At 76.1% G+C, this 24,828-nt stretch carries 21 protein-coding genes; 3 read left to right on the top strand and 18 right to left on the bottom strand.

Annotated elements, in window-relative coordinates; translation table 11 throughout:
- Positions 1-55 precede the first annotated feature (55 nt).
- The 17 genes from ABC795_RS07385 to mraZ form a co-directional block, all read right to left on the bottom strand.
- On the bottom strand, positions 56-343 hold the full coding sequence (locus tag ABC795_RS07385) for a YggT family protein (protein WP_347060327.1): 288 nt from the start codon (positions 341-343) through the stop codon (positions 56-58).
- A 49-nt stretch (positions 344-392) separates the two neighbouring features.
- Entirely contained in the window at positions 393-1,124 is a 732-nt protein-coding gene (sepF, locus tag ABC795_RS07380; protein WP_347060326.1) for a cell division protein SepF, read from the bottom strand.
- A 25-nt stretch (positions 1,125-1,149) separates the two neighbouring features.
- Positions 1,150-1,950: a YggS family pyridoxal phosphate-dependent enzyme gene (locus ABC795_RS07375; RefSeq protein WP_347060325.1), complete on the bottom strand. Its 801-nt coding sequence runs from the start codon at positions 1,948-1,950 to the stop codon at positions 1,150-1,152.
- Between the two features lie 85 nt (positions 1,951-2,035).
- Entirely contained in the window at positions 2,036-2,767 is a 732-nt protein-coding gene (gene pgeF / locus ABC795_RS07370; protein WP_347060324.1) for a peptidoglycan editing factor PgeF, read from the bottom strand.
- 72 nt (positions 2,768-2,839) lie between these two features.
- Positions 2,840-4,132: a cell division protein FtsZ gene (gene ftsZ, locus ABC795_RS07365; RefSeq protein WP_347060323.1), complete on the bottom strand. Its 1,293-nt coding sequence runs from the start codon at positions 4,130-4,132 to the stop codon at positions 2,840-2,842.
- Positions 4,133-4,519: 387 nt separating this feature from the next.
- Positions 4,520-5,320: an FtsQ-type POTRA domain-containing protein gene (locus ABC795_RS07360; protein WP_347060322.1), complete on the bottom strand. Its 801-nt coding sequence runs from the start codon at positions 5,318-5,320 to the stop codon at positions 4,520-4,522.
- On the bottom strand, positions 5,317-6,777 hold the full coding sequence (murC, locus tag ABC795_RS07355; RefSeq protein ID WP_347060321.1) for a UDP-N-acetylmuramate--L-alanine ligase: 1,461 nt from the start codon (positions 6,775-6,777) through the stop codon (positions 5,317-5,319). The genes ABC795_RS07360 and murC overlap by 4 nt, the downstream gene beginning before the upstream one ends.
- 10 nt (positions 6,778-6,787) lie before the next feature.
- Positions 6,788-7,885: an undecaprenyldiphospho-muramoylpentapeptide beta-N-acetylglucosaminyltransferase gene (gene murG / locus ABC795_RS07350; RefSeq protein WP_347060319.1), complete on the bottom strand. Its 1,098-nt coding sequence runs from the start codon at positions 7,883-7,885 to the stop codon at positions 6,788-6,790.
- Positions 7,882-9,282 carry a putative lipid II flippase FtsW gene (ftsW, locus tag ABC795_RS07345; RefSeq protein ID WP_347060318.1) on the bottom strand — a complete coding sequence of 467 codons (1,401 nt, stop codon included), beginning with the start codon at positions 9,280-9,282 and terminating at the stop codon, positions 7,882-7,884. Before ftsW ends, murG begins: the two co-directional genes overlap by 4 nt.
- A gap of 116 nt (positions 9,283-9,398) precedes the next feature.
- A complete protein-coding gene (murD, locus tag ABC795_RS07340) occupies positions 9,399-10,835 on the bottom strand; it encodes a UDP-N-acetylmuramoyl-L-alanine--D-glutamate ligase (protein ID WP_347060317.1) in 1,437 nt (478 codons plus the stop codon).
- A complete protein-coding gene (gene mraY / locus ABC795_RS07335) occupies positions 10,832-11,911 on the bottom strand; it encodes a phospho-N-acetylmuramoyl-pentapeptide-transferase (protein ID WP_347060316.1) in 1,080 nt (359 codons plus the stop codon). Before mraY ends, murD begins: the two co-directional genes overlap by 4 nt.
- A complete protein-coding gene (gene murF / locus ABC795_RS07330; protein ID WP_347060314.1) occupies positions 11,908-13,299 on the bottom strand; it encodes a UDP-N-acetylmuramoyl-tripeptide--D-alanyl-D-alanine ligase in 1,392 nt (463 codons plus the stop codon). Before murF ends, mraY begins: the two co-directional genes overlap by 4 nt.
- The gene (locus ABC795_RS07325) at positions 13,296-14,858 is read right to left on the bottom strand and encodes a UDP-N-acetylmuramoyl-L-alanyl-D-glutamate--2,6-diaminopimelate ligase (protein WP_347060313.1); all 1,563 of its coding nucleotides are present in this window, start codon (positions 14,856-14,858) and stop codon (positions 13,296-13,298) included. Before ABC795_RS07325 ends, murF begins: the two co-directional genes overlap by 4 nt.
- Positions 14,859-14,962: 104 nt before the next feature.
- A complete protein-coding gene (locus ABC795_RS07320) occupies positions 14,963-16,816 on the bottom strand; it encodes a penicillin-binding protein 2 (RefSeq protein WP_347060311.1) in 1,854 nt (617 codons plus the stop codon).
- A gap of 3 nt (positions 16,817-16,819) precedes the next feature.
- The gene (locus ABC795_RS07315; RefSeq protein ID WP_347060310.1) at positions 16,820-17,440 is read right to left on the bottom strand and encodes a hypothetical protein; all 621 of its coding nucleotides are present in this window, start codon (positions 17,438-17,440) and stop codon (positions 16,820-16,822) included.
- Between the two features lie 14 nt (positions 17,441-17,454).
- Entirely contained in the window at positions 17,455-18,450 is a 996-nt protein-coding gene (gene rsmH, locus ABC795_RS07310; protein ID WP_347060309.1) for a 16S rRNA (cytosine(1402)-N(4))-methyltransferase RsmH, read from the bottom strand.
- A gap of 436 nt (positions 18,451-18,886) precedes the next feature.
- Positions 18,887-19,321: a division/cell wall cluster transcriptional repressor MraZ gene (gene mraZ, locus ABC795_RS07305; protein WP_347060307.1), complete on the bottom strand. Its 435-nt coding sequence runs from the start codon at positions 19,319-19,321 to the stop codon at positions 18,887-18,889.
- Between the two features lie 259 nt (positions 19,322-19,580).
- Between mraZ and ABC795_RS07300 the strand changes: the two genes are divergently transcribed.
- Genes ABC795_RS07300 through ABC795_RS07290 form a run of 3 tightly spaced genes read left to right on the top strand, consistent with a single transcriptional unit; the run spans position 19,581 to position 24,262 of the window.
- Positions 19,581-20,564 carry an AAA family ATPase gene (locus ABC795_RS07300; protein ID WP_347060306.1) on the top strand — a complete coding sequence of 328 codons (984 nt, stop codon included), beginning with the start codon at positions 19,581-19,583 and terminating at the stop codon, positions 20,562-20,564.
- Between the two features lie 3 nt (positions 20,565-20,567).
- Positions 20,568-21,920, top strand: coding sequence for a DUF58 domain-containing protein (locus ABC795_RS07295; RefSeq protein ID WP_347060304.1), 1,353 nt, complete (start codon positions 20,568-20,570; stop codon positions 21,918-21,920).
- Positions 21,917-24,262, top strand: coding sequence for a DUF3488 and transglutaminase-like domain-containing protein (locus tag ABC795_RS07290; protein WP_347060302.1), 2,346 nt, complete (start codon positions 21,917-21,919; stop codon positions 24,260-24,262). The genes ABC795_RS07295 and ABC795_RS07290 overlap by 4 nt, the downstream gene beginning before the upstream one ends.
- Positions 24,263-24,266: 4 nt before the next feature.
- Here the strand turns inward: ABC795_RS07290 and ABC795_RS07285 are convergent, their stop codons facing one another.
- Complete coding sequence (locus ABC795_RS07285) at positions 24,267-24,671, bottom strand: DUF3040 domain-containing protein (protein WP_347060300.1); 405 nt, start codon at positions 24,669-24,671, stop codon at positions 24,267-24,269.
- Positions 24,672-24,828 lie beyond the last annotated feature (157 nt).

Raw genomic sequence — 24,828 nt, 5'->3', positions numbered from 1 at the left:
CGACGGGCGCCGGAGCGCGGCCGGCCCGCGGTTCTGATCCCGGTGGATTCAGCGGTCATGCGAGTGCGAGCGTGACGTTCCGGAGGACCACCACGGCGATCAGCAGCACCATAAACCCGAGGTCCAGTCGGATGGACCCCAGGTTCAGGGGCGGGATGACCTTGCGCACCGCCTTCAGCGGCGGGTCGGTGGTGGAGTAGACGACCTCGAGGCCGGCCGCGACCAGGCCGGTGGGACGCCAGCTGCGGGCCAGCACCATCACCCAGTCGACGACGAACCGCGCGAAGAGCAGGACGAGGAAGACGAGCAGCACCGATGAGAGGATCTGCCAGATAAGAGACACGGGCCCCGCTCGTTCAGGGCACCCGCCGGTGCCGACTCCACTTCGCCGCTCAGGACTTGTCGGAGAACCCGCCCTCGCGGATCTTCGCCTTGTCCTCAGGGGTGACGGCGACGTCCTGCGGGCTGAGCAGGAACACCTTCGCCGTGACCCGCTCGATACTACCGCGCAGGCCGAAGCTCAGTCCCGCAGCGAAGTCGACGAGTCGCTTCGCGTCGGCGTCGTCCATCTCGGTGAGGTTCATGATGACCGGCATGCCGTCGCGGAAGCGCTCACCGATGGTGCGGGCCTCGTTGTAGGTGCGCGGGTGCAGCGTGGTGATCCGGTAGGTCTTGGACACGGGAGCAGGTGCCGCCTCGGGCTCGGGAGCGGGGGCCACCACCGGCTCGCGGACGGCGAGGCCCGCGGCGGCGACGGGACCACTGTTCATGCCGCCGAGCCGGGCACCGACCGGCCCGGGCCCGGAACCGGCGGCGGTGGCACCGGCCGGCGCGAGGCCGAGCGGGCGGGCCTGGACGCGCCGCACCGACAGCGGCTCGGGGTCGCGGGCGGCGGGCACCTCGGCGACCGCCGGCTCGTCGTCGGCGTACCCACCGGTGTAGTCGTCGTCGGCGTAGGGCCGGTCGGCGAACTCGTCGGCGTAGCGGTCCTCGCCGTACCGGCCGTAGCGGCGATCGTGCTCCAGCTCGTCGGACGTGCGGGAGTCGTACCGGCCGTAGCCGCGGGTGTCGTCGTCCTCGACGAGCCCCAGGTAGATCCCCATCTTCCGCATGGCTCCAGCCATCGGACCTTCCCCTCTGCCGGTGTCCTCAGCGTCGCATCTGCACCGTCGTCGTCACATCCGCCCCAGGAGCCCGGTGAGCCTGCGGCTCGTGCGACTGCTGTGACTCGCGTGGCTGGTGTTCCTCGACCTCACCGCAGGGTAGGGGCCGCGCTCCGAACAACGCGGTTCCGACACGCACGATCGTCGCGCCGGCCGTGACCGCCTCGTCCAGGTCGCCGCTCATGCCCGCAGAGATCTCCACCGCCTCCGGGTGGTCGGCCCGGAGGCGCTCGGCGAGGGCGGCCAGCCGCGCGAAGGCCGGTGCCGGTCGCTCTCCGCGGGGAGCGACCGCCATGAGCCCGCGCAACCGCAGCCCGGGCGCCGTCGCCACGGCGTCGGCGAGTGCGGGGACGCCATCGGGCGACGCGCCGCCCCGCGCGGCGGCCTGCCCCTCGGGACCGCCGAGGTCCACCTGGATCAGCACCTCGACCGGGCGCCCGGCCTGCTGCCCGGCCCGGTCCAGGGTCGCGGCCAGGGAGGCCCGGTCGAGCGAGTGGACGACCGCGCCGGTCCGCGCCACGGCCGCGGCCTTGTTGCGCTGGAGCTGGCCCACGAAGTGCCACCGCAGGTCCGCGCCCGCGAGCTCGTCGGCCTTCTCCAGGAGCTCCTGCACGCGGTTCTCGCCGAAGTCCCGCTGCCCCAGCCCGGCGAGCGCCCGGACGTCGGCGGCGGGCCAGGTCTTGCTGACCGCGAGGAGCGCGACGTCGGCCGGGTCGCGGCCGGCAGCGCGGGCGGCCGCGTCGATCCGGGCGCGGACCGCGCGCAGGTTCTCCTGGAGCGAGTTCACGTGGCCGATTGTCCAAGGAGGAACCGGCCCCCGCGCAGGGGCCCGCCGCGAGCCTGCGGGCGGCGGGGGGCACGGGGGCCCTCGATCAGCCGAGCCAGACCAGGCCGGCTTGGCGACCGGTGACGCCGTCGCGCCGGTGGGAGAAGAGGGAGGGGTCCTCGACCGTGCAGCGCGGGTCCTGGACGACCTCGGGGATACCGGCCCGGCGGAGGACCTGCTCGACCCCGGCCCGCAGGTCCAGCCCCGCCGTGCCGGCCCGGGTGCGCACCGCTGCGTCGGGGGCGACCCGCGCGACGTCGGCCTGCATCGCCGCGGGCACCTCGTAGCAGGCGCCGCACACCGCGGGACCCAGCAGGGCCGTCACGTGGCGCGCGCGGGCACCCAGGCTGGCCATGGCCGACAGCGCGGCCGGGAGGACGCCCTGCCGCAGCCCTTCGCGCCCGGCGTGCACAGCTGCGACGACACCGGTCTCGGAGTCGGCCAGCAGGACGGGGACGCAGTCGGCCGCGAGCACCGTCAGCACCAGCCCGGGCGTCGCGGTGACCAGCCCGTCGGTCGCGGCGACCGGCTCCGCCCGGGGGCCGTCGACGATCGCGACGCCGGTGCCGTGGACCTGGTCCATCCAGACCAGCCGGTCCCCGGCCACCCCGAGCTCGCGCGCGACGCGCGCGCGATTGGCCCCGACGTCGGCTGGGTCGTCGCCGACGTGCGTGCCGAGGTTGAAGGAGTCGTAGGGAGGACGCGAACGGCCGCCCCGCCGGTCGGTGACGACCCGGCGGGGTCGCACCGCCGACGGGGCGGCCGGTTCAGTGCTCATCACTGCTGACCTTACGGCCCCCTCCAGTGGCTCGCCCGAACGTGCGGGAGGTGAGGAGGAGAGGGTCCGCTCTCAGCCCTTGAGGAACTCCGGGATGTCGAGCTCCTCCTCGAAGTCCTCGTTCGACAGCGGCCGGCGGCCGTTGGCGACCGGACCGGGGATCGGCGGGAGCGGGGGGACGGTCAGCCCGCCACCGCCGGCCGGCCGGCCGGCCGACGCGGCCGGCGCCGGCTGGGCGAGCCGCTCCCCAGTCGCCGGCTGGGCCGCCGGCGCCGGCTGGGCCGCCGGCGGAGCCGCCGCGACCGGCGGCGCGGCGACGGGACGACGCTGCGACGCGAACGGCGAGGCGCCGCCGGTGGACAGCGGCCCGGAGGTCGGACCCGACGTCGCCGCCGAGGTCTCCTTGCGCGAGCTGGGACGGCCACCGTCGAACCCCGCCGCGATGACCGTCACCCGCACCTCGTCGCCGAGGGCGTCGTCGATCACCGCACCGAAGATGATGTTGGCGTCGGCGTGCGCGGCGTCGGAGACCAGCGAGGCTGCCTCGTTGATCTCGAACAGGCCGAGGTCCGACCCGCCCGAGATCGACAGCAGCACGCCGTGGGCGCCCTCCATCGAGGCCTCCAGCAGCGGACTGGCGATCGCCTGCTCGGCGGCCAGCAGCGCCCGGTTGTCACCGCGCGCGCTGCCGATGCCCATCAGCGCCGACCCGGCGCCGGACATGACCGACTTGACGTCGGCGAAGTCCAGGTTGATCAGACCGGGGGTCGTGATCAGGTCGGTGATGCCCTGGACACCGGAGAGCAGCACCTGGTCCGCGGTGCGGAAGGCGTCCATGACGCTGACGTTCCGGTCACCCAGCTGCAGCAGCCGGTCGTTCGGGATGACGATGAGCGTGTCGCACTCGTTGCGCAGCTCCTCGATGCCCGACTCGGCCTGCACCGCGCGCCGCTTGCCCTCGAAGGCGAACGGGCGGGTGACCACACCGATGGTCAGCGCGCCGAGCTTGCGGGCGATCGAGGCGACGACGGGCGCGCCACCGGTACCGGTGCCACCACCCTCACCAGCGGTCACGAAGACCATGTCGGCGCCCTTGAGCACCTCCTCGATCTCCTCGCGGTGGTCCTCGGCGGCCTGCCGGCCGACGTCGGGCTGCGCACCGGCCCCGAGCCCGCGGGTGAGCTCCCGGCCGACGTCGAGCTTGACGTCGGCGTCGCTCATCAGCAGCGCCTGGGCATCGGTGTTGATCGCGATGAACTCGACCCCCTTGAGGCCGACTTCGATCATGCGGTTGACCGCGTTCACCCCGCCGCCGCCGATGCCGACGACCTTGATGACCGCTAGATAGTTGTGCGGAGGTGTCATGCGGCGCTCCCCAACTGGACCCTCATCCTCAAGTTCAGCCTTACAGTTATGTCAACTCGGTCGACGTGGATGAAGTTAGGTGTGGTCCGAGAGGCGCTACAAGCACCCTCCCCGGGTCGGCGTGTCGGTGGACCCGGATCGCACCGAACCCCGGCGACCCACTGGTCACATCTGCCCCACTGGGCGTGACGACTCGCGCCGTGGATGTCTCATCCCGTGATCCAGGGACCGACCGCGCGCGCGACCAGAAACTTCGGCGAGGATTTCGCGTGTCCGGCGTGTCGGAGCCTCCGGCGTGTCGGCCGATCTGCTGGTCGCCGCCGGTACGCAGGCGAGCGGACACCCTCCGCCACCGCCCCGGCTCGACCCGGGGCGCGCGGCCCGGCCCTAGCGCAGGACGACCGCGTCGGGGGTGCTGACGTCGATCTCGGCGGCCGGCTCGAGCTCACCGGCGGCGATCCGGTCGAGCAGCGCGCCCAGGACCTGCGCCTTGGTGGCGGACTCCGCGGCGTCGCCCCACACCACGACGGTGCCGTCGCTCAAGGTGAGGCCGATGTCCTCGACGCCGGGGACGGTGACCTCGGCCAGCTCGCGTCGGAGGTCGGTGGGGAGGGCGCGGATCGCCGCGATCCCGGCCAGCGTCTCCGGGTCGCCCGCCTGCGCGTCGTCCACGACGAGCGGCACCACAGCGGGAGGCGGGTTCCCGGTCACGGTGTCGAACAGGATGCCGTCGGCGTCCACCAGCGACCGCCGGCCCGGCTGACCGACCACCGCCACCGGCACCCGCTCGGCAACGGTGACCACGATGCGGTCGGGCCAGCCGCGCGCGGCCTGCACCTCGCGGACCTGCGGAAGCCGGGCGACGCGATCCTCGACCACATCGAGGTCGACGCGCAGGAGCGGCACGCCGTCGGGCACCTGCGCGGCCTCCCGCACCCGGTCGGCCGGGAGCGTCGTCGTCCCGTCCACCTGGACCGTCCGGACCGCCAGCAGCGGGGACATCCAGAGCAGCCAGCCGACCACGGCCACGAGGGTCGCGCCCACGGCCAGCTGGATCGACCGCCGCTGCCGGGAGCGGCGCCGGGGCGCGCGCCGGTCGGGCAGCGGGGTGACGCGGGCGCTGCGGCGATCGGCGGTCCGGCGTCCGCTCCGCGTGCGGTCGCGGGTGGTGCTGCCGGTCCGGTTCACCGGCCGGCGTCCGGCGCGTCGTCCTTCCCGGCCGGCCCCTCCGTGGCGCGCAGGGCGTCGAGCACCTCGGGCCCGACCATCGAGACGTCACCGGCACCCATCGTCATGACCAGGTCGCCCGGACGGGCGCGGGCGGCCAGCGCCGGGCCGGCCGCCGACCACGACGGCTCGAAGAGCACCTGCTCGGCCGGCAGCGGCACGGCGTCGGCGACCATCGCGCCGGTCACCCCCGGAACCGGGTCCTCGCGGGCGCCGTAGACGTCCATGACGACGACCTCGTCGGCCAGGCCGAGCGCGGCGCCGAAGCCCTCGGCGAACTCCCGGGTGCGGCTGTACAGGTGCGGCTGGAAGGCGACGACGAGCCGGCCCTCCCCCGCCACCGCGCGGGCGGCCCGGAGCTGGGCCTCGACCTCGGTCGGGTGGTGGGCGTAGTCGTCGTAGACCCGCACGCCCCCGGCGACGCCCTTGAGCTCGAAGCGCCGGTGCACGCCGCCGAAGCGGGCGAGCCCCTCGATCAGGCCGCCGGCGGGCAGCCCGAGCTCCAGACCGGCGAGCAGCGCCGCGGCGCTGTTGCGCGCCATGTGCTCACCCGGCAGCTGGATCGCGACCCGGCCGAGCTCCGCGCCGTCCAGCAGCGCGGTGTAGCTGGTGTGCTCCCGGCCGACGACCAGGTCGACCAGCCGGAGGTCGGCGTCCGCGGCGGTGCCGTAGGTGCGCACGCGGGCCGGTCCGGGCACCGTCCGCAGCCGGGCCGCCCCCGGGTCGTCGGCGCAGAGGACGACGAACCCTTCGGGGTGCACGGTCTGCAGGAACCGGTCGAAGGCCTGCTCCACGGCCGCGAGGTCGCCGTAGTTGTCCAGGTGGTCGGCTTCGACGTTGGTGACGATCCCCGCGAACGGCGACAGCAGCAGGAAGGAGCGGTCGCTCTCGTCCGCCTCGGCGACGAAGACGTCGCCCTCCCCCGCGTGCGCGTTGCTGCCGGACTCGTTGAGGTTGCCGCCGATCGCGAACGACGCGTCGACGCCGCAGGCCTGCACCGCGACGGTGAGCATCGAGGTGGTCGAGGTCTTGCCGTGCGTGCCGGCGACGGCGACGCTGCGCCGCCCCGCCATGACGGCGGCCAGGGCCACCGCGCGGGGCAGCACCCGCAGGCCGCGGTCGCGGGCGGCGACGAGCTCGGGGTTGTCCGCCCGGATCGCCGTCGACACGACCACGGTGTCGGCGTCGCCGACGTGCGCGCCGTCGTGGCCGAGCTCCACCCGCGCGCCGAGGGCACGCAGCGCCAGCAGCGTCGGGCTGTCCCGCCGGTCGGTGCCCGAGACGCGGACGCCCCGGGCGAGGAGGATCCGTGCGATGCCGCTCATCCCGGCGCCGCCGATCCCGATGAAGTGCACCGCACCCAGCTCCGGCAGGGACGGCACCGGGCCGGTCCAGGCCGCCACGTCGTCGGCGCTCATCGCTCGGTGCTCACTGTGCTGCTACCTCGCAGACGATGTCGGCCAGCTTCTCGTCGGCGTCGGGGACGCCGGCGGCGGCCGCGTGCCGGGCGAGGCCGGCCAGCGCCGCCGGGTCGGTCAGCAGCGGAACCAGGGTGCCGGTGATCCAGGCCGGGTCGAGGTCGGCGTCCTCGACGAGCAGCCCACCGCCGGCCTCGATCACCGGCAGGGCGTTGCGCCGCTGCTCGCCGTTGCCGATCGGCAGCGGGACGAAGGCTGCGGGCAGGCCCACGGCGGAGAGCTCGGCGACGGTGACCGCGCCGGAGCGGCAGAGCGCGAGGTCCGCCGCGGCGTAGGCGAGGTCCATCCGCTCCAGGTAGTCCACGACGACGTAGGGCGCGCTGCCCGCCGGCGGCTCGGGGACCACCACGTCGGTGTTCTTGGGCCCCCGGGCGTGCAGCACCTGCACCCCCGCGGCGGTCAGGGCGTCGGCCGCGGCGACGGCGGCACGGTTGAGCGACGCCGCACCCTGCGACCCGCCGAACACCAGCAGCGTCGGGCGATCGGCGTGCAGGCCGAACTGCGCCCGCGCCTCGGCCCGCCGGGCGGCCCGGTCCAGCGAGGAGATCGCCCGACGCAGCGGCATGCCGACGTGCTCGCCGCGGTGCAGCGGCGTGCCGGGCACGGTGACCGCGACGCGGGCGGCCAGCCGGGCGCCGATGCGGTTGGCCAGCCCCGGCAGGGCGTTCTGCTCGTGCACCACCACCGGCACGGAGGCGCGGCGGGCGGCGAGGTAGGCCGGCAGCGCCACGTAGCCACCGAAGCCGACCACCACGTCGGCGGCCAGCTCGTCCAGCAGGGCGCGGGTCTCGGCGACCGACCGGCGCACCCGGCCGGGCACGCGCAGCAGGTCGGGCGTGGGCTTGCGCGGCAGCGGGACCGGCGGGATGAGCCGCAGGTCGTAGCCGCGGGCGGGCACCAGCCGCGTCTCCATGCCGCGCGCCGTGCCCAGGCAGGTGATGCGCAGGTCGCCGTCGCGCCGGCGGAGGGCGTCGGCGAGGGAGAGCATCGGCTCGATGTGCCCGCCGGTGCCCCCACCGGCGAGGACGACCGACCGCAGGGCGCTCACCGGTCACCGCCGGGGCGACCGCGCGGGGCGACGGGGCGCTGCCGCGGCGCCGGGGCCCCCGGCGGGGTGCGCGCCGACGCGCCCCGGGGCCGGATCGCGCCCCCGGCCCCCGACGGGGCCTCCGTGCGTACCGGGGAGCGGCGGGATGCGCCGCCCCGCGCGTGCGAGACGGTGCGTGGGGTGCCCACCACCGGCCGCTCCGGAACGGCGTCCGCGGGGAATCGGCGGGGACGCACCTGGTCGACGGCCGTGCTGGGGGCCGGCATGAGCAGCCGCGCCAGCCGGCTCCGCTCGGCCGTGCGCAGGTGCTCGACGGCGGCCGGCTCCGAGCGGGCGAACCGGGCGAGCAGGCCGACGATGAACAGGGTCAGGATCAGCGAGGTGCCGCCCGCCGAGATCAGCGGGAGCGTCACCCCGGTCACCGGCAGCAGTCCGACCACGTAGCCCATGTTCATGGTCGCCTGGCCGGTGAGCCACACGGTGATGGCGACGCAGGCCAGCTGGACGAAGCGGTCGGCCGAGCGCCGGGCGATGCGGAAGCCGGCGTAGGCGAGGACCCCGTACAGCGTGACGACGACCAGGCAGCCGAGGAAGCCCAGCTCCTCGCCGAGGATCGCGAAGATGTAGTCGGACTCGGCCTCCGGGAGGATGTTCCACTTCATCGCGCTGTTGCCCAGGCCCACGCCCCACAGCCCCCCGGTGGCCAGCGCGTACATGCCCCGGATCGCCTGGAAGCCGGTGTCGGTCGGGTCCGCGAACGGATCGAGGAACGCGGTGATCCGCTCCATCCGGTACGGCGCCGCCTGCACCATGACCACGATCGCGACGGCGGCCACCCCGGCGAAGGCGCCGAACCAGCGCAGCGGCATCCCGCCGGCCCAGAGCAGGCCGACGAGTACCAGGCCGAGGCTGACCACGCCACCGAAGTCGGGCTCGAGGATGAGCAGCAGCGAGAGGAGGGCGAAGACCGGGACCACCGGCACGAGCAGCGACGTCGTCGTGAGGTACCGCTCGCGCAGGGCGATGACGTGCGCGCCCCACAGCGCGAAGACCAGCTTGCCCAGCTCGGAGGGCTGGAAGTCGGTGACGCCCAGGGAGATCCACTGCCGGGCGCCGTTGCGCTCCTGGCCGATGCCGGGGATCAGCACGAGGACCAGCAGGACGACGACGACGATCAGCCCGATCGGCGCCCACCGGCGCACCAGCCCCACCGGCAGCCGCATGGCGACGACCATCGCGCCGAGCCCGATGCAGGCCAGCACCAGCTGCTTCACGCCGGGCGCCCACGCCGGCTCGTCGGCCAGCGCCGCCTCGATCGAGGAGGCGGAGAAGACCATGACCAGGCCGATCAGCAGCAGCAGCCCGGCGGCCCCGAGCACCAGGTGGCAGCTGGTCATCGGGCCGTCCGTCCAGGCGGGTCCGCGGAACCGCGGCGCGCGCTGGTGCCGGAGCCGCGTGCCCGGGGATCGGCGCTCGGTCCCGGCCGCGCGGCCCGGCCGGGCGGTCGTGGCGGTCATCGGGCCAGCGCCGCGACGGCGTCGGCGAAGGCACGGCCCCGGTGCCCGTAGTCGCGGAAGACGTCCATCGAGGCCGCCGCGGGCGCCAGCAGCACCGTGTCGCCCGGGGCGGCCAGCCGGGCGGCGGCGGCCACGACCGCGGCCATCGTCGCCTCCCCCGTCGCACCGGTCCCGTCCATCCCGTCATCGTCGCCGCTGGGCACCGCCACCACGGGGACCGACGGGGCGTGTCGCGCCAGCGAGGCGGCGATCAGCTCCCGGTCCCGGCCGAGCAGCACCACCCCGGCCAGCCGGGGGGCGACGGCGGCGACGAGCGGATCGACGTCGGCGCCCTTGAGCAGGCCCCCGGCGACCCAGACGACCCGCGGGTAGGCGGCGAGCGAGGCCGCGGCGGCGTGCGGGTTGGTCGCCTTGCTGTCGTCGACGTAGTGCACGCCGTCGACCGTGGCGACGAGGACGTTGCGGTGGGCGCCGCCGCGGAACCCGGCCAGCCCGCGCGCGACGGCCTCCAGCGGCACCCCGGCCGCGCGGGCGAGGGCCGCGGCGGCGAGGGCGTTGACGGTGTTGTGCGACCCGGGGACGGGAAGGTCGGCGCGCTCCATGATCGGCTCCCCCGCCGGGTCGGCGGCGAAGGCGCGGTCGACCAGCGCCCCGGCCCGCACGCCCAGCTGCCCGGGGGCGGGCTCGGCGAGGGTGACGGTGACCGGTCGTGGGTGGCCGGCGACGAGAGCGGCGGCGACGGGGTCCCCCGCATCGGCGACGGCGACCGGTGCGCGCTCGAGGATGCGCGCCTTGGCGTCACGGTAGGCGGCGAAGGAGCCGTGCCAGTCGGTGTGGTCGTCGGCCACGTTGAGGACCACGGCCGCGGCCGGGGCCAGCGACGAGGACCAGTGCAGCTGGAAGCTGGAGAGCTCCACCGCGATCGCGTCGTGCGCCGGGAGCCCGTCGGCACCCCGGGCGGTGACCACCTCGACCAAGGGCCGGCCCACGTTCCCGGCGGCCACGGCCCGGTGCCCGGCGGCGGTGAGGATCGCCTCGAGCATGGTGACCGTCGTCGTCTTGCCGTTGGTGCCGGTGACCGCCAGCCACGGGGCGCGCGTGCCGTGGGGGCCGGCGACGCGCAGCCGCCAGGCCAGCTCCGGCTCGCCGACCACCTCGACGCCGCGGGCGGCGGCATCGACGAGCAGCGGCGCGTCGGGCCGCCAGCCCGGTGAGGTGACGACCAGGTCGACGTCCTCGGGCAGGACCTCCCTCGCGCCCAGCCACCCGGCGCCCCGTCCGGTCAGCTCGTCGACGGCCGGGCGGCGGGCGGCGTCGGTGAGCAGCACACGCGCCCCGGCGTCCAGCAGCACCCGGGCGGCCGCCACCCCCGAGACCCCGAGGCCGGCCACCAGGACCGTGCGGCCGGCGACCGGGAAGCCCTCGACGCTCACAGGCCCACGAAGCTCAGCCAGTCGGCGTAGAACAGGCCGAGACCGAACGCGACCGCCATGCCGGTGACCAACCAGAACCGCACGATCACGGTGTTCTCGGTCCAGCCGGCGAGCTCGAAGTGGTGGTGCAGGGGTGCCATGCGGAAGACCCGCCGCCGGGTGGCCCGGAAGAAGGCCACCTGGATGATCACCGACAGCGTGACCGCGACGAACAGGCCGCCGAGGATGACGAGCAGCAGCTCGGTGCGGGTGACGATCGCCAGGCCGGAGAGCAGCCCACCGAGGGCCAGGGAGCCGGTGTCGCCCATGAAGATGCGCGCCGGGCTGGTGTTCCACCACAGGAAGCCCAGGCAGGCGCCCATGCCGGCGGCGGCCACCAGCGTGACGTCCAGCGGGTCGCGCACCGTGTAGCAACCCTCGATGAGCTCGTTGGCGCAGTCGTGGGTGAACTGCCAGAAGGAGATGAAGATGTAGGACGCGAACACCATCGCCGAGGAGCCGGCGGCGAGGCCGTCCAGGCCGTCGGTGAGGTTGACGGCGTTGGAGAAGCCGGCGATGAACAGGTAGGCCAGGATCACGAACGCGATCGGCCCGAGGGCCAGCGGCGCGATGTCCCGGACGTAGGACACGACGGTGGACGCCGGGGTGACGTCGTCGCCGTTCGGGAAGTTGATCGCCAGGACCGCGAAGGTGACGCCGACGACGAGCTGACCCACGAGCTTCGCCGTCTTGTTCAGCCCGAGGCTGCGCCGGTGGCGGATCTTCAGGTAGTCGTCGAGGAAGCCGACGGTGCCCATGCCGACCATGAGGAACAGCAGCAGCAGGCCGGTGGCGCTGAACCCCCAGCCGGACTCCCCGACGAACGCCAGGTGGGCGACGAGGTAGCCGAGCACGGTGGCGCCCACGATGACGGTCCCGCCCATCGTGGGCGTGCCCTTCTTCGACAGGTGGCTCTCGGGACCGTCGTCGCGGATCTCCTGCCCGAGCCCCTGCCGCCGGAAGGCCCGGATGGCCAGCGGCGTCATCAGGATCGAGACGATCAGGCCGACGGCCGCCGCGATGAGGACGCTCCTCATCGCCCCGCACCGCCCAGCAGGTCGGCGGCGAGGAGCTCCAGCCCGTAGGAGCGGCTGGCCTTCACGAGGACGACGTCCCCCGGGCGCAGCACCTCCGTCAGCCACGCTAGGGCAGCGCCCCGGTCCGGCACGTGCACCGACTCCTCTCTCGCGCGCCGCCCTCCGGCGGCCGCGCCCTCCGCTATGCCTACCGCATCGGCGCCCACCGCGACGACCAGGTCGACCCCCGCCGCAGCCGCGTCGCGGCCCAGCCGCTCGTGCTCGGCGGCGGCGTCCGGGCCGAGCTCGGCCATGCCGCCCAGGACGGCGATCCGCCGCTTCCCCGGCAGCCCGGCCATCGCCGCCAGGGCGGCGCGCATCGACTCCGGGTTCGCGTTGTAGGCGTCGTTGACGACGGTGACGCCGTCGGCGCGCCGATCGACCTCCATGCGCCAGCGGCTGCGGGGCCCCGCCGCCGACAGCGCGGTGGCGACGTCGGCGGGAGCCATGCCGACAGCCAGCGCCGCACCGGCCGCCGACAGCGCGTTGGCGACCTGGTGCTCCCCCACCACGCGCAGCGCGACCGGGTGGCGCTCCCCGGCGGCCACCAGCGTGAACCGGGCGCGGGCCGAGTCGTCCAGCGCGACGTCGAGCGCGCGGACGGCGGCGTCGGCGGACCGGCCGGTGGTCAGCACGCGGGCCTGCGTGCGGGGGGCCATGCCGAGGACGCGGGGGTCGTCGGCGTTGAGCACCGCGGTGCCGTCGGCGGGCAGCGCCTCGACGAGCTCCCCCTTCGCCTGGGCGATGACCTCGGCGCTGCCGAACTCCCCGAGGTGGGCCGAGCCGACGTTGAGCACGACGCCGACCTGCGGCCCGGCCACCCGGCACAGGCGGGCGATGTGCCCGGGGCCCCGCGCCCCCATCTCGAGCACGAGGAAGCGGGTCTCGCGGTCGGCCGAGAGCACCGTGAGGGGCAGGCCGATGTCGTTGTTGTACGACCCCGGCGGGCTGACCGTGGGGCCGGCGCCGGCGAGCACCTGGCCCAGCAGGTCCTTGGTCGAGGTCTTGCCCGACGAGCCGGTGATGCCCAGCGTGCGCACGCCGGCGGCGGCGAGGCGCTCGTGGACGCCGGCCGCCAGCCGGCCCAGCGCGGCCACCGGGTCGTCGACCACGACGCACGGCAGCGCCCCGTCCGGCCGGGCGGCCAACGCGGCCACGGCACCGGCGGCGGCCGCCGCGCCCAGGAAGTCGTGGCCGTCGGCCCGCTCCCCCGCCACCGCGACGAACAGGTCGCCGGCGGCGACCGCGCGCGAGTCGAGGGTGACCGTCCCGGTGACGGTCGCGTCCGCGGCGCCCTCCAGGCGTCCGCCGGTCAGCTCCGCCACCTCCGCCAGGGACAGCTCGATCACGACGTTCCTCCGCTCAGGACCTCGCGCAGCGCCGTGCGGTCGTCGAAGGGGTGCACGGTGCCGGCGATCTCCTGCCCGGTCTCGTGGCCCTTGCCGGCCACCAGCAGCGTGTCGCCCGCACGGGCCAGCCGCACGGCCGCGGCGAGGGCGGCCCGGCGGTCGCCGACCTCCAGCACCTCGGCGCGCCGGTCGGCGGGGACCTCCGCGGCCCCGGCGAGCATCGCGGCGCGGATCGCGGCGGGCTCCTCCGAGCGCGGGTTGTCGTCGGTGACCACCAGGACGTCGCTGCCCTCCGCGGCCGCCCGGCCCATCTCGGGGCGCTTGCCGGGGTCCCGGTCGCCACCGCAGCCCAGGACGGTGATCAGCCGTCCCGCGGTGGCCCCGCGCAGCGCCGTCAGGGCGGTGCGGACGGCGTCGGGTGTGTGCGCGTAGTCGACCACCGCGACGAACGGCTGGCCGGCGTCGACCGGCTCCATGCGCCCGGGGACGACCGTGTCGGCCAGACCCGCCAGCGCGTCCTCCACGGCGATGCCGATGCCGTCCAGGAGCGCCACGGCGAGGACCGCGTTGGCCACGTTGAACCGGCCGGGCAGCCGCAGGCGGACCGGCCAGCTGCGCCCGCCCGGACCGTGCAGCGTGAACGTCGAGCCGCCGCCGGGCGCCGTCGCGACGCCGGAGGCGGTCCAGTCGGCCCGCGCGTCCTCGCCGCTGGCGACCGTCACCGGCCGCGGACGGCCGGGGCGCGCCACGAGGCGGCGGCCGTACGGGTCGTCGACGTCGACCACCTCCACCGCCGCGCGGCCGTCGAACAGCAGCGCCTTGGCCCGGAAGTAGTCCTCCATGTCCCGGTGGAAGTCGAGGTGGTCGCGGCCCAGGTTGGTGAAGCCGGCGGCGGCGAACCGCACCCCGCCGACCCGTCCCTGCACCAGCGCGTGGCTGGAGACCTCCATGACGACCGCGGAGACGCCCGCATCCGCCATGCCGGACAGCAGCGCGTGCAGCGCGGGCGCCTCCGGGGTGGTGCGGATGCTGGGCAGCGCGGTGGTCGTCGGGGTGCCGTCGGCGGCCCGCCCGCGCGTCCGGGCCTGCACGGTGCCGATCAGCCCGCTGGACCGGCCGGCGGCGGCCAACCCGGCCTCGACCAGGTAGCTCGTCGTCGTCTTGCCGTTGGTGCCGGTGATGCCCACGACGGCAAGCCGGCGGCTGGGCTCCCCGTAGATCCGGTCGGCGACCGCACCGAGCACGGCGCGGGGGTCCTCGACGACGCACACCGGCAGCCCGGTCGCCACCGCCTGGCTCCGGCCGGTGGGGTCGGTGAGCAGCGCCACGGCGCCCCGGGCGGCGGCATCGGCGGCGAAGCGGGCGCCGTGGGTCCGGGCGCCGGGCAGCGCGGCGTAGAGGAAACCGGGGGCGACCTCGGTGGAGGCGAGGGTGGCACCGGTGACCTCGACGCCGGTGCCCTCCCCCTCCGGCATGCCGATGAGATCGGCCAGCGCGGCCAGGGGCAACGCGTGGTTCCCCGCGGGCCGCGGGGTCGTCCCGGGGTCGGTCGGGGTCACGGGGCTCCAATCTACCGGCGGGGGCCCACCCGACCGGCGCACGTGCGCGGAACGCCGCCGGCCGCGCCGCCCCGTGCGGGGAGCGGCGTCGGCGGCGGCCTGGCTCAGGCGGTGCCGGTCAGCTCGAACTCGGGGCGGGGGGTGCCCGAGGGCACCACGTCGTCGGCGGTCAGCGCGGCCCGCATGACCTCGGCGAAGACCGGAGCGGCGACCTGGCCGCCCTCCGCGGAGCTGGTGGGACGCTCGAGGTCCACGGCGACGACGTACTGGGGGTCGTCCGCCGGGGCGAACCCGGCGAACGTCGTCACGTAGCCACCACCGGCGTAGCAGTTGCACTCGGGGTTGGCCCGCTGCGCGGTGCCGGTCTTGCCGGCCACCCGGAAGCCCTCGATCTGCGCCAACGGGGCGGTGCCGCCCTTGCCCACGACGGCCTCCAGCATGTAGGCCATCTGCTCGGCGGTCGACTCGCTGACGACCCGCGTCCGCGCCGGCTCGGCGGTGGGCTCGGGACGACCGTCGGCACCGGTCACCGACTGCACGATCCGCGGCTCGATCCGCACGCCGTCGTTGGCGATCGCCTGGTAGACCGACGCCATCTGCAGCGTGGTGACCGAGACGCCCTGACCGATGGCCACGTTGGCGGCCCGCACCCCGCTCCACTCCGCCGAGTCCTGGAGGATGCCGCGGCTCTCGCCGGGCAGCTCGATGCCGGTCTTCTCCCCGATGCCGAACGCCCGCATGTACTCCTCGAGCTTCGCGTCGCCGACCTCGCGGGCCAGCATGATCGTGCCGACGTTGCTGGACTTGGCGAGGATGCCGGTGACGGTCCAGTCGACCGGCGCGTGGTCGTGGGCGTCGGTGACCACGCGGTCGCCGGCCTCGATGTGGCCGTTGACCGACAGGACCCGGTCCGGCGTCGCGACGCCCTCCTCGACGGCGGCCGCCAGCGTCACCGCCTTCAGAACCGATCCGGGCTCGAAGACGTCGGAGACCAGCGGGTTGCCCAGCCGGTCGGGATCGGTCTCGCTGTACTTCCCGGGGTCGTAGCCCGGGCAGGAGCCCATCGCCGCCACCCGGCCGGTCGCCACCTCCAGCACCACCGCGGAGGCGCGGGTCGTCGCGCCGTCCGCGCACGCCTCGGCCAGCCGCTGCTCGGTGACGAACTGCAGGTCCTGGTCGAGGGTGAGCGTGACGTCCCGCCCGTCGGTCGCCGGCGTCGCCTCGTCGATGCCCGACGGAATCGGGTGGCCGCCGCTGCCCACCTCCACCGTGCGCTGCCCCGGCGTGCCGGACAGCTGGTCCTCGAAGGTCTGCTCGATGCCGGCCAGGCCGGCGCCCTCCCGCCCGACGAAGCCGACGACCTGGCCGCCGACGGAGCCCGCCGGGTACAGCCGCACCGGATCGTCCTCGAGGAAGACGCCGGCGAGCCCCAGTTCGTCGATCGCGTTGGTGGTCTCGGGGGCGACCTGAGCGGCCAGGACGACGTACCGGCCGTCCGCCGACAGCTTCTCGGTGAGCTCGGGCACCGGGACGTCGAGCAGCGTGGTGAGCGCTAGCGCGGTACGGGCCGGATCGCGGACGACCGTCGGGTCGGCCACCACCCGGGAGGCGTCGACGGTGTAGGCGAGCGGGTTGCCGTCACGGTCGAGGACCTGGCCGCGGAGGGCCGCGATCGGGTAGGTGCGCAGCCGGTCCTGCTCCGCGGCGCTCGCGTACGCCGCGCCGTCGATGCCCTGGAGCACCACCAGCCGCCCGACGACGAGCAGGAGCAGGGAGATCAGGACGACCAGGCCCCACCGGTTGCGCCGGCCGCGCTGGTCGACGGACAGGCCGGCTCCTCCGCTGCGGCGGGTGCCGGGGGCCCGGCGGGACACGAAGGGACCGGTTCCCCCGCGGCCGGGCGAGGACGCGCGCACCGTGCGGGGGCCGGCGCCGGGTCCGCGGACGCTGCTCGGCACGGGTCAGTTCCCGTCCGGCGCGCTGTCCGCGGGGGCGGGAGTGGGTTCGGCGGCGGGCTCCGGCGGCGCGGGGACGGCGGCGGGCTCCGGCGGCGCGGGAGCAGGCGCGGGCTCCGGCGTGCCGCGCATGGTCGTCGTCCCGTCGGGCCCGAGCACGAGGTAGCCGGGGCTGCCTGCGGGCACGAGGCCGGCGGCGACGGCGTCGCCGGCGACGTCGGCCGGCGTGTTGCCCGAGACGACGAGCTGCTCGAGGCGCTGGACCTCCTGGGCGCGGGCGGCGTTCTCCGCCCGCAGCTGGCTGGCCTTGAGCGAGTCGACGGCGATCGCCGTGTTGAGCACCAGCAGACCGAGCGTGGTGAGACCCAGGAGCGCCACGGCCAGCAGGACGAAGGGCGCCTTGCGGGAGCGCAGCGAACCGCGGGCGCGACGGCGGGGGCGGACGGCGGCGCCGGTGGGCACCAGGCGCAGCTCGGGGCGAGGAACGGCACGACCGCTGCCGCGGGCCCCGGACGGCGAGGTGCGCGGAGCCGGGCCGGTGGCCCACGTCGAGCCAGTGGCCCGGGAGCCGGTGGCGCGGGTGGAACCGGTGCGCGGGGCGCTGCTGCGCGGGACGACGGTCCGCACTACGGCAGCGCGGGTCACGCCGCCCGCCGGATGCGCTCGGCGGCCCGCACCCGGGCCGAGGCGGCGCGCGGGTTGCTCGCGGTCTCCGCGGGCGCGGGGGCCTCTCCCCCGCGGGTGAGCAGCCGCAGCACGGGCCCGTGCTCCGGCAGCGACACCGGCAGCTCCGGCGGGGTGCGGTCCACCGCTCCCGCGGCGAACGTCTGCTTCACGATCCGGTCCTCCAAGGAGTGGAAGGTGATGACCGCGACCCGGCCGCCCACGGCCAGGGCGTCGATCGCGGCGGGGAGGGCGCGCTCCAGCGCGCCGAGCTCGTCGTTGACCTCGATGCGGAGCGCCTGGAACGTCCGCTTCGCGGGGTGGCCGCCCGTGCGGCGGGTCGCGGCGGGGATGGACTCACGGACCAGCTCGGCCAGCCGCGCGGTGCCGGTGAACGGCTCATGGGCCCGCTCCCGGTCGATCGCGGCCGCGATGCGGGAGGCGAAGCGCTCCTCGCCGTAGACCCGCAGCACGCGCGCGAGGTCCTTGGGTGGATAGGTGTTCACGACGTCGGCGGCCGTCCGTGGCGCGCCGGGGTCCATGCGCATGTCGAGGGGTGCGTCGGTGGAGTAGCTGAACCCGCGGTCGGGGCGGTCCAGCTGGAGCGAGGAGACACCGAGGTCGAACAGCACGCCCTCGACCTCCTCGATCCCCAGGCGGTCGAGGACCCCGGGGAGCTCGTCGAAGACAGCCGGCACGACCGTGACGCGGTCGGCGTGACCGGCGGCCTCGATCCGGCGGGTGGCCTCGGCGCGGGCGTCCGGGTCGCGGTCGAGCCCGACGACGCGCAGCCCGGGGTGGGCGTCCAGCAGCGCCAGGGTGTGGCCGGCCAGGCCGAGGGTGGCGTCGACCAGGACGGCGTCCTCGGCGGCGCAGGCGGGGCCGAGCAGCTCGACGACCCGGTCGAGGAGGACCGGCACGTGCACCGGAGACCGCGAGTGGCCCGGCGCCGCGGCACCTCCAGTGCTGCTCATCGTCTGCTGCCTCTCGATGGGTCCGGGATGGTGCGGCGATGGTGCCGCGCCCCGCTCGGCCGCGGGGGGACGCAGCGGCGGGCGGTGTGCGGGATCGTGCGGGTGGGGCCCAGGGGGGAGGTGGGGTGGCGATCGCGCGGTGGGGCGCGGTGGGACCGGTGGAGCCGAGTGGGGCGGCGGGACCTCGGACCGGGGTGGCGCCCGGCCCCGCGGGCTCCGCCTGGCGTCGGGGAAGAGCGTCAGGTGGCGCCTCGCGGGGCCGGTGGGTCACCCGTGCCGGCCGAGGGCCGGCGGCGCCCGCCGGTCCGCGCGGTCCTCCGCTGTGGGACCGAGCCGCGGGGAAGGCGGCTGGGGCCCGGCCCGGTCGAGCCGCGGGGAAGGCGGCTCGAACGGCTGCGGCGCGGAGGCCGGTGGGGGCGGGTGCGGCATCCCGGGATCACGACAGCGTCGGCATCCCCTCGCTCTCCATGTCGGCGAAGGCTGCCTCCTGCTCGGCCACGTAGGCGTCCCAGGTGGCGGAGTCCCAGATCTCGAAGCGGGTGTCGACCCCGACCACGACGACGTCGCGGTCCAGGTGGGCGTACTCGCGCAGCGTCGCGGGGATGGTGATGCGCCCGGTCTTGTCCGGCTCCAGCTCGACCATCGACCCGAAGCTCATGCGCGCCCGCATGCGGGCTGCGGCGGTGTCGGAGGGGGCCATCGCGGCCATCGCAGCGCTCTGCTCGGCGACCCGGGCCATGGTCAGCCCGTAGATGCAGCGGTCCTGGCCCTTCTTGATCACCATGCCGTCGGCCACCTGCTCGCGGAACCGGACAGGCAGGGCGAGCCGGCCCTTCTCGTCGAGGCGCAACTGGTAGCTGCCGACGAACACCGGATCACCTCCCGCATCGGTCCTCCCACGGCTCTGCAGGCCCCCAGGCCGAATCCTGCCTCTCCACCCGGCGACACAGTAACCCACTGGCCCCCACTAGACACCACTCGAGGCCGTGTCGTGACCCACCGCCTCCACCGCCGCCCCGGCACCGCCGGGGAGCCCTCGGAGAGGCCCGAGCGGTGGCGCGATCGGTGGCCCGGGCGGTGGCGCGATCGAGCACCGGCGCGGGGCCTCGCGCGGCACGTACGGTGGGGCGGTGACGGAGGCGACACGGGCCGCCGACGGAACGGCCGACGCGTCGGTCGACGTCGCCGCCGAGGGAGCACGCATCGCGGCGAGCGTGGGGCGCGTCGTCCAGGGCAAGGACGGCGTCGTCCGGCTGGCGCTGATCGTGCTGCTGGCCGAGGGGCACCTGCTGATCGAGGACGTGCCCGGCGTCGGCAAGACGACGCTGGCCAAGGCGCTGGCCGGGTCCATCGACGCCAGCGTGCGGCGCATCCAGTTCACGCCCGACCTGCTGCCGAGCGACGTGACCGGCGTGGCCGTCTACGACCAGGAGTCCCGGGCGTTCGAGTTCAAGCCCGGAGCGATCTTCGCCAACCTCGTGGTCGCCGACGAGATCAACCGGGCCTCTCCCAAGACGCAGTCGGCGCTGCTGGAGTGCATGGAGGAGCGGCAGGTCACCGTCGACGGGGTCAGCTACGAGCTGGCCCGCCCGTTCCTGGTGATGGCCACCCAGAACCCGCTGGAGATGGAAGGCACCTACCCCCTCCCCGAGGCGCAGCGTGACCGGTTCACCGCCCGGGTGTCGATGGGCTACCCCGACCCGGCCGCCGAGCTGGCGATGCTCGACGACCGCGCCGCCACCGACCCCCTGGGCACGCTGCGCCCGGTCGCCGACGCCGCCCTCGTCCGGTCGCTGGTCGCCGCCGTGGGCCGGCTGCACGTCTCCGAGGCGGTGCGCAGGTACGTCGTCGCCCTGGTGGAGGCCACCCGCCGCTCCTCGGAGCTGCGCCTGGGCGCCTCGCCGCGGGCCGGGCTGCAGCTGCTGCGCGCCGCCCGCGCCTCCGCCGCCCTCGACGGCCGAGACCACGTGCTGCCCGATGACGTCCAGTCCCTCGCCGTGCCGGTCCTGGCGCACCGCCTCCTGCTCAGCAGCGAGGCCTCGGTCAGCCGGCGCACCCCGGAGCAGGTGGTCACCTCGCTGCTCGCCTCCGTGCCGGTCCTCCGCGGGCGCTGATCCGTGGCCGCAGGATCCGGACGGGCCCGCTCGGTCCTCACGCTCCGCGGCCGCTGCCTGGTCGGCGGCGGCCTGGCCCTCGGCCTCACCGGCGCGGTGCTGGGCGAGCGCTCGCTGGTGGAGCTGGCCGGCTTCGTCCTCGCCCTGCCGCTGCTCGCCGCGCTCACCGTCGGGCGGAGACGGCTCCGGATGACCACCCGGCGCAGCGTCACCCCGTCGCGGGTGCCGCGCGGTGCACCGGCCGAGGTGGTCCTGGAGCTGGTCAACTCCGGCACCCGCCGCGGCGGGCTGTGGCTGCTCACCGAGCACGTGCCCCCCGCGCTGGGCCGCCCGCACCGGTTCTCGGTGGCCGGTCTGGCCGCCGGCGCCGCCACCACCGTCCGGTACCGGTTGCTCGGGCGGCACCGGGGCCGCTACCAGCTGGGCCCCCTGCAGCTGCGGATCGTCGACCCCTTCGGCCTGGTGGAGCGGACCGGCACCGGCACCGGCACCGCGCCGCTGGCGGTGGTGCCCCGGGTGCGCCCCCTCGGTCGCGGGGGGCCGGGTGGGGAGCACGGCAGCGGAGGCGACGGGGTCCCCCGCGCGCTGGCCGTCCACGGCGACGACGACGTCAGCGTGCGGGAGTACCGGCGAGGCGACGACATGCGCAAGGTGCACTGGCGGGCCACCGCGCGCACCGGCGAGTTGATGGTCCGGCTGGAGGAACGGCCCTGGCGCGCGCAGGGCACGCTGCTGCTGGACACGCGGGCCCGGGCCCACCTGGTCGCCCCGGCGGGGCGCACCGCCCCCGACGTCCCCCGACCGCCCGGCGACGACTGCCCGCCCACGGACAGCCTCGAGTGGCTCGTCGAGGCCGCGGCCAGCATCGGCATGGCCCTGGTGCAGCGGGGCGCGGAGCTGCGGGTGGTCACCGCGACCGGTGAGCTCTCGTCGACCCCCGGCCGCGGCGGTCTCGGGGCCGAGGAGCTCCTGGACCGGCTGGCCGTCGTCGGGCCCTCGCGGGGGACCGACCTGTCGGCCGCGGTGTCGGCGGCGTGCCGGGCGGCCGGCGACGGCCCCCTGATCTGCCTGCTGGGCGCCGTCGGGCCCGACGACGTCGCCGACCTCGTGCGGCTGCGCCCCGGCCCGGCCACCGGCCTGGCGGTGCTCGTGGACATCACCGGGTGGGGCGATCCGGTGCCGAGCCGCCGGCGCGGGATCGCGGGCGCCGCCCTCGATGCGCTGGCCGCCCAGCGGGAGGAGGCCGCGGCGGTGCTGGCCGGCGCCGGCTGGCGGGTGACCACCGCGACGGCCGGTCAGGACGTCGCCGAGGTGTGGGCCGCCCTGGGCGCCGTTCCCGCGGGAGCGCGGGCATGAGACCGGCCGACGCCCGCTCCTCCGTGGCCGCCGCGGTCGCCACCCTGCTGGGGGCGCTCGCCCTCACCCCCGTCTTCACCAGCCGGGCCTGGGTCCCGCCGGTGTTCCTGGTGATCGCCGCCGTGCTCGCCGGTGGGCTGCTGCTGCGGGCCGCCTCGGCCCGGCTGGCCACGCGGGCCGCCGACCCCGGGCCGCTGGAGTCGCTGGGCACCGTGGTCGTGCCGGCCGGACAGCTGGCGCTGGTCGCCTGCGTGCTCACCGCCGTCTTCGCCTCCGAGGGCGCGGTGGCCGGTGTGGTGCCCACCCCGACCAGCCTCGGCCGGCTCGTGGAGGTCTTCGGGAACGGCGGGGCCGAGATCCGCGAGCAGGCGACGCCCGCCCTGCCGCTCACCGGCCTGCTCGCGCTCACCACCCTGTTCGTCGGGCTGGTCGCCGTCCTCGTCGACCTGGTCGCGACCGCCGGGCGGCAGGCGACCCTGGCCGGGGTGGGGCTGCTGGTCCTCTTCTGCGTGCCGGTGGGCACGGTGACCGGCGGGGTCGGCCTGGTGGCGCTGGCCGGACCCGCCGCCGGCTTCACCCTCCTGCTCTGGGCCGACCAGCGCCGCGAGCTCGACGGTTCCGCCGGTGAGCCCGTCACCGGCGGCACCGGCACCGCCGTGCGCATCGGCGTGGTCGCCGTGGCGGCGGGCGTCGGCCTCGGCACCGTGGTGCCCACCCTCCCGGAGGGCTCGTTCGCCACCGGGCTCGGCGGCGGCACCGGCTCGGCCACCGGGACCTCGCTCGACCCGGCGGCGGAGCTCCGGGGTCAGCTGACCCTGCCCGAGCCGATCGATCTGCTCCGCGTGGAGGCCTCCGTCGAGGACCCGGGCTATCTGCGGGCCGTGGCCCTCGACGAGTACGACCCGGCCGGCGGTTGGTCGCTGAGCAACCTCGACGGCGAGATCTCCGTGGCCGACGACCAGGAGCTCGCTCCGCTGCCGGACCGGCAGCCGGTCCGGCCGGTGACCGCCTCGGTCGAGGTGCTGGAGCACGACGACCGGTTCCTGCCCGTCCCCTCCGTGCCGCAGGCGGTGCGCGTGGACGACGACGCCGAGGCGTGGCGGTTCGACGCATCGACCGGAACGGTGTTCGGCCGCGACGCGACCAGCGCGGGGCTCTCCTACCGGGTGAGCGCCACCGAGCCCCGGCCGACGGCGGAGATGCTGTCGGGCGCCGAGCCGCTGCCCCCGGGGTCGGTGCTGCAGGAGCGCTTCACCGCGCTCCCCGAGCTCGACCCCGCCATCGGGGAGCTGACCACCCTGCTGACCGACGGCGCGACCACGGGCTACGAGCGGGTGCGGCGCATCCAGGCCTACCTGAGCGACCGGTCCAACGGGTTCACCTACAGCCTCTCCACGGCCCCCGGGACCAGCGGCGACGACCTGGTGGACTTCCTCCGCCTCAAGCGCGGCTACTGCGAGCAGTACGCCGGTGCCATGGCCGTGCTGGTCCGCCAGGCGGGGATGCCCGCGCGGGTGGCGCTGGGCTACACCCCCGGCGACGCCCAGCGGGGCGGCACCCGGCTGATCACCAGCGATGACGCGCACGCCTGGGTGGAGGTCTTCTTCCAGGGCTACGGCTGGGTGCCGTTCGACCCGACCCCGCTGGGAGCCGCCCGGCAGGTGGCCCTCCCGTGGGCGCCGCGCGCCTCGGAGGAGGATCGGGAGGACGCGGCCCCGGCCGCGCCTGCCCCGACCGCGGCCCCGGCGCCGGTGGCGCCCCGCGCGGACCGCGTTCCCGAGGGGGTTCCGCAGGCCGGCGCCCGGCAGCAGGCCGGGACGTCGCTGCAGCCGCTGCTGCTCACCGCCGGGCTGGTGGCCGTCGGCGCGCTGCTGCTGGCGACGCCGGCCGGGGTGCGCGCCCTGCAGCGCCGGCGCCGGCTGGCCGGGGAGGGAGCCGACGGCCTCTGGGACGAGCTGACCGCCGGCGCCGTGGACCTGGGCGTGCACCTCCACCCGTCCTGGACCCCGCGCCGGGTGGCCGACGCGCTGGCGACGGCCGTGATCCGCGGGCCGGGTGGGCCGTCGGTGGCCGCGTCCGTGGCCGCGGTGCACGAGCTGGCCCGGGCGGAGGAGGCGGCCACCTACGGGCGGCCGGGGAACGGGCGGCCCGGCCCCGAGCTGCGGGCGGCGCTGCGGACGGCCCGCCGGGGGCTGGCCGGCGCCCGGCCCCTGCCGGTGCGGCTGCGGGCGCTGCTGTGGCCGGCCTCGCTGGTGGACGACGTCCGGGCCGCACTCCCGCAGCGGTGGCGGAACGCCACCGGCCGTCGTCCGGGGAGGACGACGGCCGGGCGGGCGGTGTAAGGGGCTACTGGTCGTAGCGGCGGCGGAAGCGCTCCTCCAGGCGGCTCTTCATCGGCTGCCGGCGGGTGCGGCCACCGCCACGGCCGGCGGCCGTCGAACCGCGCGGTCCGGCGGGGGCGTCGGTGACCTCGACGGCGCCGGTGGCCGCGCGGTAGTGCAGCACGCCGAGGGCGGCACCCCCGAAGGCCACCAGGAATCCCAGCACGCCGAGCGGCACGGACTCGGCGACCGCTCCGCCGACCAGGACGGCGAGGCCGACCAGGACCAGCAGTGCGCCGAGCTGTAGCTTGCGGCGGGCCTTCAGACGGCGATCGCCGGTGCGGACCGAGGAAGCGAACTTGGGATCGTCATCGACGAGGGCGCGCTCGATCTGCTCCAGCAGACGCTGCTCGTGCTCGGAGAGCGGCACGTCGACCTCCAAATGGGCGGAGCCAGTTCCGTCGGAGGCTCCCGCCGACGGGTGTCTCCGAGGATACGAGCCGATTGCAAGGCGCGAAAGGCGACGCCACCGCGACCCGCCGGGCGGGTCGGCCGATCACTCCTCCGGGTGGCCGCTCCGGCGCGAA

It is taken from the genome of Blastococcus sp. HT6-30, assembly GCF_039729015.1.
In the GTDB taxonomy this organism is placed as follows: Bacteria; Actinomycetota; Actinomycetes; order Mycobacteriales; family Geodermatophilaceae; genus Blastococcus.
This window is presented reverse-complemented; position numbering and strand designations above follow the sequence as displayed.